Source organism: Bacillus sp. C1, assembly GCF_054570475.1.
Genome location: NZ_JBTMZT010000001.1, coordinates 700284 through 715952 on the forward strand (window position 1 = coordinate 700284; position 15669 = coordinate 715952).

The following is a 15669-nucleotide window of genomic DNA, read 5'->3' on the forward strand; positions in this document are numbered from 1 at the left end:
ATGAAAAAGAGGACGAAAAAATTTTAAGGGTGAGAGAAATGAATGAGCCTAAAATAGGTTTAGCTCTTGGATCTGGAGGTGCGAAAGGTTTCGCGCATATTGGTGTAATTAAAGTGTTACGAGAAGCAAATATTCCGATTCATATGATTGCTGGAAGTAGCATGGGGGCGTTAATTGGTACTTTTTATGCAGCAAATTGCAACATTGAGAGACTCTATCGAATGGCGGCATTATTTAAACGAAAATACTATTTGGATTTTACTGTACCAAAAATGGGCTTTATTTCTGGAAAACGTGTCAAAGATATGATTAAAATGTTTACATATAATAAAAAATTAGAAGAGCTAGATATTCCCACAGCAGTTGTGGCTACTGACATTTTAAAGGGGGAAAAGGTTGTATTTACAAAGGGTTCTATCGCTGATGCGGTCAGAGCAAGTATTTCTGTGCCAGGAGTGTTCGTGCCTGAGAAAATAGATGGTCGCTTATTAGTGGACGGTGGGGTTATTGATCGTATTCCTGTATCTGTTGTAAAAGAGCTAGGTGCTGATATTATAATTGCTGTAGATGTATCGCCTATTAAGGTGAACGGAGAAATTACATCCATTTATGATGTTATCATGCAAAGTATTGAAATTATGCAACATGAACTTGTTGTTAATCGCCAAATTGCTTCGGATTTAATGATGCGCCCAGCGGTAGAACAATTTAGTTCGCGCGCGTTTACTAATATTGAAGATATTATTCGAGTTGGAGAAGAAGAAGCTGAAAAACATATTCAGAAAATTTACTTATTAATCGAGCAGTGGAAGGAGAAAAATAATGTTTAAGCGTTTTCGATTTATATATGCAATTTTAATTGGGGTTATATTGGCGATGTTACTGGTCTATGTACGTCTTCCATATTATGTAACGAAACCAGGAATGGCTGCGAAATTAGAGCCTTATGTACAAGTTGATGGTGGAAAGAAAGAATCAGGTGATTTTATGCTCGTGACAGTTTCAATGGGACCGGCAAATGTTATAAACTTAATCGCTGCCCAATTTAATAAATATAATCATATTTCTAAAGCAGAGGAAGTTTTACAAAAGGGCGAAAGTGATGAGGAATATCAATTTCGTCAAGCGTATGCAATGAAAGATTCTCAAGATGCAGCGATTTATAATGCATATAAACGTGCGAATCGCCCAGTTTTCTTTCAAAATAAAGGTGTGTTAGTTGCTGGGGTTGCGAAAGAAATGTCTGCTGAAGGAAAGTTGAAACTCGGAGATATAATTGTTTCTGTTGACGGTCAGCCATTTGAATCGATAGACCAATTTATTGCGCACATGAAGGGGAAGAAAGAAGGCGAGGTAGTAAAGGTTGAGTACGTTCGAGAGGGAAAACATTTTGAAGAAAAGTTGACATTAAAACAAATTCCTGATGGTAAGGGGCGTGTGGGGATCGGAGTTTCCATTGTTACTGAAAGGGAATTAGTAGTAGATCCAAAAGTAAAAATTGATTCACATGAAATTGGCGGTCCTTCGGCTGGATTAATGTTTACATTAGAAATTTATAATCAATTAATTGAAAAAGATATGACAAAAGGTCACGAAATTGCTGGGACAGGAACCATTAATGAAAAAGGAGAAATCGGTCCGATTGGCGGCATTCAGCAAAAGGTTGTCGCAGCTAGTGATGCGGGTGCAGAAATATTTTTTGCTCCAAATGAAAAAGGAGCACCGACATCGAATTATAAAGAAGCACTTGAAGCGGCGAAAGATATTGAAACAAAGATGAAAATTGTACCAGTAGATACATTAGATGACGCGGTAACATATTTAGAAAAAATGTCAGAAAAAAAGTAAACCTCTCGCTTTAGAGAGGTTTTTTTATAAAAATGTATTCGTTATTTCGTCATACCGAATAGGATGTTGTGTTATATCTTTTTGGATACATGTTGTACGTAAAGGTTCTTGTAGTGCTGAAAAATAAACGGCGCTCGCTTTGCGTTCTATATCTAGAACAGGATGTCCAGGTCCCTTCATATGAGTAAGAAGCGGAAGCCCTAGACTTCTTTTATGTTTCGAAATATAAGTTTGTCCTTTTTGTGACATACCGAGTAAACGGATATATGGTGAATGCTTTTCTATACGTGCCTTTTCTATTTCTTCTTTTGTTGTATTCGTTAAAATATGAGTACATGCTCGTTGTAATCTAGTCCATGTATAACGTTTTGTTTTTAGTGCTTCCATAAAAGTGAGAAATGAAGAGGTATGATGTATTTTTGATAAAATACGGTGTTCCAATCCTTCCTCTATCTCATATATATGTTGTAACTCCTTGGGAGGCATTGTTAAAAGTCGATATTTAAAAAATGGGAAATACGTCTCCCAACAATGTAGTATACGATACGTTTGTTTATAGTTTTCTAAAATAGATGCGGTACAATTCGGTACAAATGGATAAATGGTTGTGAATGAATTATTTTCACTAAATAATTGTTTGCGAATACTGGTAGCGCTTGCGATATGGTCATTTTGAAAGCTCTCGTCATGATAATGAGCTGCGAATCTTTCGGTGGTATGTGCATGAATGGAACTTTTTTGAGAAAGAATCGCTTCAATGTAATGTAAACCTAATATATTATTTGGTTGTGACATATCAACAGTATTGCTGTCTGATAATATATGTGAGAAGGCTTGGGAAGTTGCTTTTGCATAGCTGTTTCCAGTATCCATAAATTGTTGCACAAGTTGATTGAAAGTGTTTTTTTCTTTTTGGCGTATAGAAATGGTGTTATAAAAATTTTGAATGTTTCCATCTTCACTACCAAAACAAATGTCAGAAACGCCAAGCGCATCTAAAATAGAAATGGCACCATTAGCAAATGTTTCAGCCTTTTGTGTTGCGAATGCATAGGGAAGTTCAACGACAAGATCGATGCCCTCAGCTAGAGCCATCTTTGTTCGGTACCATTTTGACACGAGAGCTGGTTCGCCGCGCTGTAAAAACGGTCCACTCATGACAGCGATTGTAATATCACACTGTGTTAACTTTTTTGTTTCTTGCACATGATAAGCATGACCGTTATGAAAGGGGTTATATTCGACAATAATACCACTAGCCTTTATGATAATCTCTCCTTTCGATGTAGCATCTTTTCTAAAAACGTGATAATCTATATATTATTTCCTATAATGACTTCATTATAGTGTAAAGAAAAAACATTGACAAATATAAAATGGCTAGCTATAATTTTGTTTGTTGCCTTGAGGTGATATGATATGAAATGGTCCATCCATCAATTGAACAAATTGAGAAATAAAGGATTGACATTGGATGAGATGGTAGATGTAAGTGAGCTAAAAGAAGTCGAGAAAGAGATTCGTGAAATTAATCCTGTTCATGTAACAGGTAGAGTTGATTTTGGCTCTAGTAAGTTTACGTTTCATCTACATATAACTGGAAACATGGTGTTACCATGTTCTCGCTCTTTAGTAGATGTAACATTACCATTTGACATTAAAACAACTGAGGTGTTCCAAACTTCAGCAGAAGAGTATGAAACGGAAGCAGAAATTCATTACTTAGAAGGAGAAGTACTTGACTTACTCCCGATAATAAAGGAAAATATACTTTTGGAGATTCCAATGCAAATTTTCAGTGATGATGTTTCCGGTGGAGCACCGACGCAAGGTCAAGACTGGCAAGTGATTTCGGAAGAAAGCAAAGAAAAGCCTGTGGATCCAAGATTAGCAGGACTTGCGAAGTTTTTTGACAAATAATCGGAAGACTGGTTCAGGCCTTCATATGAAAATAACTATTTCTTTTAAGGAGGTGGGAAGAATGGCTGTACCTTTTAGAAGAACTTCTAAAACAGTAAAAAGAAAGCGTCGTACGCATTTCAAATTATCAGTACCTGGTATGGTAGAGTGCCCAAGCTGTGGTGAAGCGAAATTAGCTCACCGTGTATGTAAAGCATGCGGTACTTACAAAGGTAAAGAAGTAATCAGCAAGTAATTGCAAAAAATAAACGTAGAAGATATTCTTCTACGTTTATTTTTTTTGTCTGATCTTTACATATTGGTATTCTATCTTTTCTAGTAACTGCATATGTTTAATAAAAAATGCATAAGGAGGACTAGAGAGATGGCGACAACAAGACAAGATGCATGGACTGATGATGAAGATTTACTTCTGGCAGAAGTGGTACTCCGGCATATTTGTGAAGGTGGAACGCAACTTTCCGCATTTAAAGAGGTAGGTAGACACTTATCTCGTACACCTGCAGCATGCGGATTTAGATGGAATTCTTATGTTAGAAAGCAATATAAGGAACGTATTGAAGAGGCAAAACAAATTCGTAAGGTGGGAAATTATGAAGTAAAGCGGCCGAAAGTAGTGGAGCTTTCTCCAGTAGCAATTACATTAGATGATGTTATTGCGTTTTTGCAAAAATATAAAGAAGAGAAAGACGGAAAAGAATTACACCGAAAAATTGAATTGTTACAAAAGGAACAGGAACGTCTTTTACAGCGTTTATCTGTATATGAGGAAGAGTATCGTACTTTGCTTGATTATATTGATCGAAAACGAAGTGTAATGGTGCTAGAAACAAAAGAAAGAGATTTGATGCATGAGCATGAAACATTAGAAAAGTTGAAAAAATAAAAACAGCTGAATAACAGCTGTTTTTTTTATGCAGATTCTTCGTTTATAACCGCATTCAAATTAGTTTCTGGATGCCAAATATAAAATTCGCCATCAGTTGTTGAGATTTTTTCGAAATTTTGTTTCTCCCAAAATGCAGCGGATTGAATACGGGCTGTTGTTTTAATCGGAAATTGTAGTTGTTTTGCATAGTTAACAAGCATTTGACCAAAACCTTGTTTTTGAAAGTTTGCTAATACCTCAAGTTTTGAAAGTTCCACATAAGGGCCGGTAATTTCAAGGTTGGATTCACCAAGCCTTCTCATGTACAAGCTCATACGTGCGATAAGCGATCTACCGTAATAAATACCGTAAAATGGAGATTCGCTATCATTTTCAATAATATTTGCTTGTAATTCTTCAAACATGGAGAGTTCTTGAGCGCCACAGCCTTTAAATTTTTTAAATTCATCTAACGTTTTATAATTGGTGAGCAAGCGCTCTACTTTTGGGAATGTCATAAAGCCACATCCTTTTCTTGTTTTTGTAAATAAAGAAAAGTATAAATATTTCCAATAATATTATAACTCATTTTTTCGATTTTATGAATAAAATTGAATATTTCTTTCAGTATTTTTTTAGTGTTTGCTATCCTAGCCATAGGTAGCGGATTGATATATATTTATGAAATGTACTTTCGATTGTTAAAATATAAATAAGATATAATTAATGTGAGGACGAGCATGGGGAGGAGGAAATCAAAAGAATGCTGGTAGGTGAGAGGATTTATTTCTTTTTGGTACTCAGTAGGAACTTTTGAAGAATAAAGATGAAAATTGGAATTGTTGGCCCAGGAGCGATTGGTTTGCTTTTTGCATTTTATTTAAAAAAGAATAAACAGAATGTTACAGTATTTACAAGAACAGCAGAACAAGCGGAAAAGTTCATGCAGGAGGGAATAAGGTGTAATTGTAACGGAAAAATGGAAACGGTACGTATACATGCTATACCAGTGGAGAATATTGTCTTCGAACAAATGGATTATATATTCATTGCTGTAAAACAATATCATTTAGTGAATATACTTCCGCTTATAAAAGAGCAAAGGCGGATTATCTTTTTGCAAAATGGGATGGCTCATTTGCCTATCTTACAAAAAATAAAATGTGAAAATGTAGCAGTGGGAATTGTAGAGCATGGTGCAAAAAAAGAAAATGAATATACAGTGAATCATACAGGAGTAGGAGTTACAAAGTTTGGAGTGATAAATGGTGATGTATCTCAATTTGAACCACTATTAGATTGTTTTTCTCCAAAATATTTTCCGGTGCGAGTAGAGGGAGATTGGAAACAAACGATGTGTAATAAACTTATAATAAATGTCTGTATTAATCCACTAACGGCTTTATTTGGGGCGCAAAATGGAGCGTTGTTGTCGAATCCTTATTTTTATAAAGTTATGGAGCAAATATTTCAAGAGGCCGTGTTTCTTGTCGGAGAGGAAAAAAAAGAGGAATTATGGGAATTAGTTTGTCGTGTATGTAAAACTACAGCTAGTAATACATCCTCTATGCTAGCTGATATAAGAGAAGGTCGACAAACGGAAATCGATGCTATTATTGGTTATGTGATAGAAGAAGCAAAGAAACAGCAAAAGCAAGTCCCTACATTGCAATTTGTATACAATTCAATAAAGGGATTAGAAGTATAAGAGATATTCTTTGCTTTTACATTCAACATTGACTACAATTTGGATTGGTGAGAGAACAGGATAGGAAAGGAAGAATGATATGGAGATAAAAGAAATCTCTGTTCCACTACAAGGTATTGTGGCGGACTATATGAAGGGTAAGGAAGAAGTGCAGGCATACTTCGATTATCCATTGACAGAAGAAGGATTCGAGCAGCGTCTGCATGAGTTGCGTAATAAGAAGTTTCTCCGTCAAGATTTAGTGGCGCATTTATTAGAGTATAATACTCATTTGCATGCTGGAGAGCGTACTCTTCAGAATATAAAGGCACTAGCGGACGAAAATACATATGTTATTGTAGGAGGACAACAAGCAGGACTATTAACAGGACCTCTTTATACCGTACATAAAATTATTTCGATTTTACAACTTGCAAAAGAAAAGGAAGCCAGTTTAGGAGTTCGCGTCGTTCCTGTATTTTGGATTGCTGGTGAAGATCACGACATTGATGAAATTAATCATATGTTTGTAACGAAAAATAAAAAAATAAAAAAGACGATTTTTCATGATCGTCATCCTAACAAAGCGAGTGCTTCTCAGTCTGATCTTTCAATAGAAGACTGTAGAAAGTGGATTGAAGAAATTTTCAAAACATATCCAGAAACAAATTTTACAAAGGATGTATTACAGTTTGTTGAAGATGCACTGCAGGTGTCGCGTACATATGTAGATTTCTTTGCGCATCTTATTATGAAATTATTTACAGATTCAGGCTTAATTCTTGTTGATTCACATCATCCAGCGCTAAGAAAATTGGAAGTTTCTTTTTTTAAGCAAATACTAAGTCGATATAAAGAACTGCAGGTTGGTCTTCAAAGTCAACAACAGTTAGTAAAAAAACAAGGATATAAACCGATTATTGAAACGAAATCTAGCGCAGTGCACATATTTATGCAAATTGATGAAGAACGTGTGTTGTTAGAAGAAGAGAATGGAAAATTTGTTGGGAAAGAGGGTGCTTATTCATTTTCGTATGAAGAACTGATAGCGGAAATGGAAAAAAAACCAGAACGATTTAGCAATAATGTTGTAACAAGACCACTTATGCAGGAGTATATATTTCCAACATTAGCGTTTGTTGGAGGTCCTGGTGAAATTGCTTATTGGAGTGAATTACAGCAAGTATTTCATGTGTTCGGGTTTATGGTACCTCCGGTTGTTCCAAGGCTCACAATTAGTTATGTGGAACGTGATATTTTAACCGATTTACACGATTTACAGTTACAAGAGAGTGATCCATTTATAAATGATATAGATATGTTACGTAAAGAGTGGCTTTCTAATCAAATAGAAGAACCAATTGATGATAAGTTTATAGAGGCTACAGAAAGAATGATGGACATTCATGCTTCTTTACAACAGTTTGTAAAAAAAGTAGACCCAGGATTACAGCCGTTTGCTGAGAAAAATGAGTTGAAAATTAAAGAACAAATTGAGCTATTAGAAAGAATGTTAAAACGGAATGTTGAGAAAAAACATGAAATAGAGCTGAATAAATTTCGTCGTTTGCAATACGCGCTCCGTCCGTTGGGCGCACCACAAGAACGTGTATGGAATATATGTTATTATTTAAATCAATTTGGATTAGATTTTGTTGAACGAATAATGAAGCAATCTTACTCTTGGGATGGAAAACATCATATTATAAAACTATAAAATCTTGCTCTTAGGAGCAGGATTTTATTTTTAGTTTGTGGAATTAACTGTAAAACGAAAGAAACTGAATTATCAAACTGTTGGATTGAGAGTATGAAATGAATAGCAAAAAGGATGTATATGACAAAATAGAACAAAATGTAAACGTATTATTATGTTTTTCGACATGTTTTTATTTCATTTCCCGCAAAAAATGATAAAATTTAGTATATAATAAAATGAAACTGCGATTTGTGGATATTAGATGTCCACTTACGCTAAGTTGAATGCGAAATGTTTTCAGCACATTCATTTCCCGATATATTGTCTGGTTTATTTAGAAGGGAAAAAGAGAGACATTCAACATAATTATTTTGCAAAAAGTAGGTGCAACAATGTTTAAACATGTAACAGTTCTTTTGAAAGAAACAGTAGATGGTTTGGATATAAAACCGGGTGGTACATATGTAGATTGTACGCTAGGTGGTGGAGGCCATAGTTCCTATTTATTATCCCAGCTAACAGAAGGGGGAAAATTAATTGCGTTTGACCAAGATGAGATTGCGATTCAAAATGCAAAAGAAAAATTTTCTTCTTACGGTGATCAATTTATAACAGTAAAGAGTAATTTCCGCTATTTGTCAGAAAAGCTACATGAATTAGGAATAACAGAAGTAGATGGAATTCTGTTTGATTTAGGTGTTTCGTCCCCGCAATTAGATACACCAGAACGTGGTTTTAGTTATCATCATGATGCACCCTTAGATATGAGGATGGATCAAGATGCCTCATTAACTGCATATGATGTTGTGAATAACTGGTCATATGAACAACTCGTAAGAATCTTTTTCCAATATGGTGAAGAAAAATTTTCAAAGCAGATTGCAAGGAAAATTGAAGCGTATCGTGAAAATAAGTCGATTGAAACGACGGGGGAGTTAGTGGAGTTAATTAAAGAAGGAATTCCTGCTCCAGCTCGCAGAACTGGTGGACACCCTGCAAAACGAGTATTCCAAGCAATTCGTATTGCTGTAAATGATGAATTGAAAGTATTTGAGGAAGCGTTGGAATCTGCAATTGAAATGGTCAAGCCAGGTGGAAGAATTAGTGTTATTACGTTCCACTCGTTAGAAGACCGTATTTGTAAAACAACGTTTAAACGAAATAGTACAACGCCACAGCTTCCGCCAGGCTTACCGATTATTCCTGATGAGTTCAAGCCAAAACTAAAGCTTGTTACAAGGAAACCAACGTTACCTTCTGATGAAGAGTTAGAAGACAATAATCGAGCGCGTTCTGCGAAGTTACGGATCGCTGAAAAACGATAAAAAGGAGAGAGAGGTATGACAAATTTAGCTGTAAAGTATAAACAAGAACAAGTGCAAGAACAAGTACAATCTCAAGCTCCGCAACAAAGCGTACAACCAAAGGTAAAAACAAAAATTACAAGGATTGAAAAATTATTGTATGTAGCTTTTGTTGGTTTTTTATTATATGCGTGCGTTGCTTTTATTGGAAATAAGGCGGGGTTGTATCAAGTGAATACAGAAGCAGCGACGATAGAACAGAAAATTGTAACACAACAAAAACAAAATCAAGAGTTGCAAGCTGAAGTGGAGAAATTAAGTCGTTATGAGCGTATCGAAGAAATCGCAAAAAAACACGGGCTAGAAATTAATGCGAATAATGTGAAAGGTTTACATTAAATATAGTAGGTGTGAAGAAAATATGAAGACGAATATGAACAAAATTCATACCAATAAAGGAGCAGGTTACTTTATGATATTTTTCCTCCTGCTCTTTTTGCTGTTGTTAGCCCGATTCTTTTATATTCAAGCAACCGGAACAGTACACGATCAAGATTTAACAAAGCTTGCACAAGACAAACATAATAAAAAAGGTGTACTAGAAGCGAACCGTGGAACGATTTATGATCAAAATGGACGTGTGTTAGCGCAAGATGCAAACTCATATAAGCTTGTCGCGGAGTTAAAAGGTAAAAATGCTGTACAAGATAAAGAGGACACTGCAAAAAAAATTGCAGGTGTACTTGGAACTGGTGAAGATGAAATTTTAGCTACTTTAAATAAAGATAAGAGTCAGGTGGAATTCGGAACGCTAGGGAAGAATTTAACAAAAGAGAAGAAAGAACAAATAGCAAGTTTAAACTTATCAGGTATTTCATTTGTTACAGAAAAAGCTAGAGTATATCCAAATGGAGATTTCGCATCTTACGTGTTAGGTTTTGCTAAACCGAATGATGATGGGATTGCAGAAGGGAAATTTGGATTAGAAAAGAGTTTAGATAAGTATTTGCGTGCGTCTAATGGAAGCGTAGCATATACAGGGGATCGTAATGGTGTTTCTCTAGATGGTGGGAAACAAAATGTAAAGCCACCGAAAAATGGAGACAATGTGTACCTAACAACGGATCAACGTATTCAAGGGTTCTTAGAAGATGCCATGAAAGAAGCTGATCAGCATTATGAACCTTCTATGCTAATTGGAATAGTTGCAGATCCAAAAACAGGAAAAATCCTTGGGATGTCTAGTCAACCTAGCTATGATCCGAATAAGCGAGATATTGAATACTTTTTAAATGATCCAATTGCAAATGCGTACGAGCCGGGGTCTACAATGAAGATTTTTACACTAGCTGCAGCGATTAATGAAGGTGTATATAACGGTCAAGAATATTACCAGTCAGGTACGTATACAGTTGGAAATCGTAAAATAGGAGACCATAATAATGGTGCAGGTTGGGGATCTATCACATTCGATGAAGGGGTTGAGCGTTCTTCTAACGTTGCATTTGCAATTTTAGGAGATCAAAAACTCGGTCCAGATCGTTTTCGTCAATATATTCATAAATTTGGATTGGATGAAAAGACTGGTATTGATTTACCTGGTGAAGGATCAAATACAATTATATTTGATCAAAAAATTCAGCAGGTAACAACGGCGTTTGGACAAGGTTCTACTGTAACACCGATACAGCTTGTACAAGCTGCGACTGCAATTGCAAATGATGGGAAAATGATGAAACCTTATACAATTGATCGTATTGTAGATCCAATAACGAATAAGGTGGAATTACAGAATAAACCAGAAGAAGTAGGAAAGCCGGTCACAAAAGAAACAGCAGCACAAGTAAGACAATTATTAGAACGCGTTGTTACATCACCAAAAGGAACAGGGAATGCATATAAAATTGACGGATACTCTGTTGGTGGTAAAACGGGAACAGCCCAAATTCCAGATGGAAAAGGTGGATATATGACTGGAAGAGAAAATTATATTTTCTCATTCCTTGGTATGGCACCAATGGACGATCCACAGTTAATTGTTTACTTTGCAATTAAGCAGCCGAAATTAAAAGATAATGAATACGGAGCACAACCACTTGCAGAAATGTTTAAATCTGTAACGAAAAATAGCTTAGAGTACTTGAAAATTAAACCGAATGAAGTGAAAGATACGAAGAAATATGTGAAAGAGCAACAGGCGGTTGTTCCGGATGTAACTGGAAAAACGATGGAAGAGGCAAAAGCAACATTAGAAAAGGCTAAATTCCGTCCGATTATACTAGGTGAAGGAAAAGTAAAACAACAAGTACCAAAAGCGACTGAAAAAACATTAAAGGGTGATCGAGTCTTTTTAGTAGGGGATAACCCGTTGATGCCAAATGTACAAGGATGGGCACTTCGTGATGTAATGAATTTAGCGAAAACATTAAATCTTAATTTGAAGCCATCTGGTACAGGGTATGTGACAGAACAAAGTGTGGCGGAAGGAACGCCATTACAAGCAGGTATGGAATTAGCTGTAACGCTAGTACCACCACTTGAACCACAGCAAGAGGCAGAAAAACCATAAATTTTAGGGGCATAATGTAAGAAGGATGAGAGGTTCTATTCGGACAGGTACAAGCATATATTGGAACAAGCTAGGCGTAAAGGAGGTTTGTTCCAGTATGCGTGTATCAAATGTGACTGTTCGAAAAAGACTCATTTTTGTATTGATATCAGGTATACTCATTTTTACAATTATTGATATTCGTCTTGGATATGTGCAGTTTTTTCTTGGGAATATGTTAACAGATCGGGCGAAGGATTCGTGGAGCCGAAATATTACTTTTGAGCCCGAGCGTGGAAAAATTTTAGATCGCAACGGTGTAGAACTTGCGACGAATAAAAGTGCACCAACTGTCTTTGTTGTACCGAGGCAAATTGAAAAAACAGCAGAGACTGCAGAGAAGTTAGCTGCAGTTTTAGGTGTGGAAAAAGAAGAAATTTATAAGCGGATTACAAAAAAAGAGTCTATTGTCAGATTGGATAAAGGCGGAAGAAAGATTTCTCATGATAAAGCAAAAGAAGTGCGTGCTTTAAGTTTAAAAGGTGTTTATATTGCTGAAGATTCCATTCGGTATTATCCGTTCGGAAAATATTTATCGCATGTATTAGGGTTTGCTGGTAGTGACAATCAAGGGCTTATGGGACTTGAGGCGTATTATGATAAAGAGTTAAATGGTGATAAAGGGCATGTGCGTTTTTTTGCGGATGCGAAAGGACAAAGGATGCCGAATGTCGGTGATGATTTTAAGAAGCCAGAAGCCGGCTTAGATTTAAAATTAACAATCGATTCTCGAATCAATACGATTATAGAGAGAGAAATGAATATCGCAGATTCGACGTATGACCCAGATGGTATGATCGCGATTGCGATGAATCCGAAAAATGGTGAAATTTTAGGGATGTCAAGTCGCCCGAGTTTTGATCCAGCAGATTTTCAGAGTGTTTCACCAGAAGTGTTTAATCGAAACTTGCCTGTATGGAGTACATATGAGCCAGGATCGACTTTTAAAATCATTACACTTGCGGCTGCTTTAAATGAAAAATTAGTAGACTTGGAGAAAGATACGTTTTATGATGATGGAGCAGCTGAAGTGGGCGGTGCTAAGTTACATTGTTGGAAAGCTGGTGGCCATGGGAGTCAAACGTTTTTAGAAGTCGTCCAAAATTCTTGTAACCCAGGTTTTATTGAGCTTGGAGATCGGCTTGGAAAAGAAAAGTTATTCCAATACATTCGTGATTTTGGTTTTGGACAGAAGACAGGAATTGACTTACAAGGAGAAGGAAAAGGGATTTTATTCAACTTAGATAAGGTTGGACCGGTTGAACAAGCAACGACGGCTTTTGGACAGGGGGTTTCTGTTACACCAATTCAACAAGTCGCTGCAGTAGCAGCAGCTGTAAATGGCGGGACGTTATATCAACCTTATATTGCGAAAGAATTTGTTGATCCATCGAATCATCAAGTTGTAAGAAAGAAAACACCAGTCGATAAAAAAAAGGTTATTTCCAAGGAAACATCGGAAAAAGTTCGTTATGCGTTAGAAAATGTTGTAGCGAAAGGTTCTGGAAAAGGTGCGTATATTGATGGCTATCGTGTTGGTGGGAAAACAGGAACTGCTCAAAAAGTAAAAGATGGGAAGTATTTAGATAATAACTATATCGTATCTTTTATTGGATTTGCGCCAGCAGATGATCCGCAAATTGTTGTGTATGTTGCAGTTGATAATCCAAAAGGAATTACGCAATTTGGTGGTGTTGTTGCTGCGCCAATTGTAGGGAATATTCTTCGCGATGTCCTTCCTGTTATGGGAGTTGAGCCACGCAAGGAGCAAGTGGAGAGGGAATATAAATGGGGAGATACCCCAACAATAGAAGTTCCAGATTTAATTGGGATGAAGAAAAAAGATTTACAAACGCAACTTGTAGACTTACAGCTTGATGTAAGCGGTGATGGAGAGAAAGTAATTAAGCAATCACCAGAAGCTGGCGCGAAAGTAAAGGAAGGTTCAAAAATCCGAATTTACTTTGGGAATTAAAGGTCAGAGGTTGTGTTTTATGATACAATTGGTGGAAGTTGGGATAATATCAATATCTGTTTTCATAGAAATTGATTTTCTATGAAAACAGATATTGCTCTTCAACATAAGAAGTAAAGTAAAACTTTATCAGCTTGGCTAGTATATATGCTTCACTGATAAATGAGTCTGATGTATCGGGCTTAGCAAATGCTCCTCTTCTCAATCTTTAACAAATGAAGGATGGAGAACTGCTTATTAAGTAAGAAATAAATAAACAATGTAGAGAGGGTTTAGTGAAATGAAGTTGCACACACTTGTATCATGTTTGCATGATTTTCCAGTTGTTCCAAAAGAGAATCCAGAAATTACATCTATTGAAGCTGATTCACGTAAAGTGACGAATGGAAGCTTATTTGTATGTATGAAAGGGTATACGGTTGATAGCCATGATTTTGCTAAGCAAGCAGCCGCGCAAGGTGCGGCTGCTATTATTGCGGAAAGACCGATTGATGTTGACGTTCCAGTTGTACTTGTGAAAAATACCTATCGTTCTTTAGCGGTTTTAGCTGATTGTTTTTACGAGCAGCCAACGCATAAGTTACACTTGATTGGCATTACAGGTACAAATGGAAAGACAACAACATCGCATATCATGGATGAAATTATGCGTGCACATGGTCATAAAACAGGGCTAATTGGAACAATTAATATGAAAATTGATGATGAAACATTTGAGGTGAAAAATACAACGCCAGATGCACTGACACTTCAGCAAACGTTTTACCGTATGGTTGAGAAAAATGTAAATAGCGCGGTAATGGAAGTTTCGTCACATGCTTTAGATCTTGGCCGTGTTCATGGTTGTGATTATGACGTGGCTGTATTTACAAATTTAACACAAGATCATTTAGATTATCATAAAACGATGGAAGAGTATAAGCATGCAAAAGGCTTGTTGTTTGCTCAACTTGGTAATAGCTACCACCATAATCGTGAAAAATACGCTGTGTTAAATAATGATGATCCAGTAGCGGAAGAGTATATGAGAAGTACTGCTGCTACCGTTATTACCTATGGAATTGATACACATAGTGATATTATGGCAAAAGATATTGTAATGACGAGTGGTGGAACGAAATTTACCCTTGTTACGCCAAATGAAAGTATAGATATTACGATGAAGTTAATTGGGAAGTTTAACGTATACAATGTGTTAGCAGCAATCGCCGCTACACTTGTTTCTGGTGTATCTTTACAAACGATTGTTGATGTTGTGCAAAAGTTAACTGGAGTTTCAGGTCGTTTTGAAGTTGTGGATGGAGGACAAGATTATACAGTTATTGTTGATTATGCACATACGCCAGATAGTTTAGAAAATGTGTTAACAACAGCGAAGCAATTCGCAAAAGGAAAAGTGTATTGTATTGTTGGTTGCGGCGGGGACCGTGATCGGACGAAAAGGCCAATTATGGCTGGCGTTGCTACAGAATATGCAACACATGCAATCTTGACTTCAGATAATCCAAGGAGCGAAGACCCAAAAGCTATTTTGGATGATATGTTAATAGGCGTAAACGGAAATAATTATGAAGTAATTGCGGATCGAAAAGAAGCAATCTTCCATGCAGTTTCAGAAGCGAAAGCAGAAGATATTATTATTATTGCTGGAAAAGGGCATGAAACGTATCAAATTATTGGTAAAGACGTACATCATTTTGACGATCGTGAAATTGCAAAAGAGGCAATCACTGAGCGTCTAAACAACAAAGAATAACAAC

The 15669-nt window shown here is 36.3% G+C and carries 14 protein-coding genes; 12 read left to right on the top strand and 2 right to left on the bottom strand.

The window, feature by feature from the left end:
* The first annotated feature begins 38 nt into the window (after positions 1-38).
* Both ACX5JI_RS03800 and ACX5JI_RS03805 read left to right on the top strand, forming a co-directional pair.
* Complete coding sequence (locus tag ACX5JI_RS03800; protein ID WP_459499755.1) at positions 39-830, top strand: patatin-like phospholipase family protein; 792 nt, start codon at positions 39-41, stop codon at positions 828-830.
* Positions 823-1848: a SepM family pheromone-processing serine protease gene (locus ACX5JI_RS03805; protein WP_459499756.1), complete on the top strand. Its 1026-nt coding sequence runs from the start codon at positions 823-825 to the stop codon at positions 1846-1848. Before ACX5JI_RS03800 ends, ACX5JI_RS03805 begins: the two co-directional genes overlap by 8 nt.
* 24 nt (positions 1849-1872) lie before the next feature.
* On the opposite strand, the gene ACX5JI_RS03810 is transcribed toward ACX5JI_RS03805, so the two are convergent.
* Positions 1873-3114, bottom strand: a complete 1242-nt coding sequence (locus tag ACX5JI_RS03810) for a nucleotidyltransferase (protein WP_459500275.1) — start codon at positions 3112-3114, stop codon at positions 1873-1875.
* Positions 3115-3267: 153 nt separating this feature from the next.
* Between ACX5JI_RS03810 and ACX5JI_RS03815 the strand changes: the two genes are divergently transcribed.
* The 3 genes from ACX5JI_RS03815 to ACX5JI_RS03825 all read left to right on the top strand — a co-directional run bounded on the left by ACX5JI_RS03815 (position 3268) and on the right by ACX5JI_RS03825 (position 4654).
* Positions 3268-3768 (top strand): YceD family protein, encoded by a 501-nt coding sequence (locus tag ACX5JI_RS03815; RefSeq protein WP_459499758.1) that lies wholly within the window; start codon positions 3268-3270, stop codon positions 3766-3768.
* Between the two features lie 61 nt (positions 3769-3829).
* Complete coding sequence (gene rpmF / locus ACX5JI_RS03820; protein WP_001984764.1) at positions 3830-4003, top strand: 50S ribosomal protein L32; 174 nt, start codon at positions 3830-3832, stop codon at positions 4001-4003.
* A gap of 129 nt (positions 4004-4132) precedes the next feature.
* Positions 4133-4654 carry an RsfA family transcriptional regulator gene (locus tag ACX5JI_RS03825; RefSeq protein WP_459499759.1) on the top strand — a complete coding sequence of 174 codons (522 nt, stop codon included), beginning with the start codon at positions 4133-4135 and terminating at the stop codon, positions 4652-4654.
* A 26-nt stretch (positions 4655-4680) separates the two neighbouring features.
* Here the strand turns inward: ACX5JI_RS03825 and ACX5JI_RS03830 are convergent, their stop codons facing one another.
* Positions 4681-5154: an N-acetyltransferase gene (locus ACX5JI_RS03830; RefSeq protein ID WP_459499760.1), complete on the bottom strand. Its 474-nt coding sequence runs from the start codon at positions 5152-5154 to the stop codon at positions 4681-4683.
* Between the two features lie 302 nt (positions 5155-5456).
* Here ACX5JI_RS03830 and ACX5JI_RS03835 point away from each other — a divergent pair, with 302 nt between their 5' ends.
* The 7 genes from ACX5JI_RS03835 (at position 5457) to ACX5JI_RS03865 (ending at position 15665) form a co-directional block, all read left to right on the top strand.
* Positions 5457-6344 (top strand): 2-dehydropantoate 2-reductase, encoded by an 888-nt coding sequence (locus ACX5JI_RS03835; protein WP_459500276.1) that lies wholly within the window; start codon positions 5457-5459, stop codon positions 6342-6344.
* A gap of 79 nt (positions 6345-6423) precedes the next feature.
* Positions 6424-8040, top strand: a complete 1617-nt coding sequence (gene bshC / locus ACX5JI_RS03840) for a bacillithiol biosynthesis cysteine-adding enzyme BshC (RefSeq protein WP_459499761.1) — start codon at positions 6424-6426, stop codon at positions 8038-8040.
* Between the two features lie 374 nt (positions 8041-8414).
* Positions 8415-9347, top strand: coding sequence for a 16S rRNA (cytosine(1402)-N(4))-methyltransferase RsmH (rsmH, locus tag ACX5JI_RS03845; RefSeq protein WP_459499762.1), 933 nt, complete (start codon positions 8415-8417; stop codon positions 9345-9347).
* 15 nt (positions 9348-9362) lie between these two features.
* The gene (gene ftsL, locus ACX5JI_RS03850) at positions 9363-9725 is read left to right on the top strand and encodes a cell division protein FtsL (protein WP_459499763.1); all 363 of its coding nucleotides are present in this window, start codon (positions 9363-9365) and stop codon (positions 9723-9725) included.
* Positions 9726-9747: 22 nt separating this feature from the next.
* The gene (locus ACX5JI_RS03855) at positions 9748-11895 is read left to right on the top strand and encodes a penicillin-binding protein (protein WP_459499764.1); all 2148 of its coding nucleotides are present in this window, start codon (positions 9748-9750) and stop codon (positions 11893-11895) included.
* A 97-nt stretch (positions 11896-11992) separates the two neighbouring features.
* On the top strand, positions 11993-13909 hold the full coding sequence (locus ACX5JI_RS03860; RefSeq protein ID WP_459499765.1) for a stage V sporulation protein D: 1917 nt from the start codon (positions 11993-11995) through the stop codon (positions 13907-13909).
* Between the two features lie 280 nt (positions 13910-14189).
* Positions 14190-15665, top strand: a complete 1476-nt coding sequence (locus ACX5JI_RS03865) for a UDP-N-acetylmuramoyl-L-alanyl-D-glutamate--2,6-diaminopimelate ligase (RefSeq protein ID WP_459499766.1) — start codon at positions 14190-14192, stop codon at positions 15663-15665.
* Positions 15666-15669 lie beyond the last annotated feature (4 nt).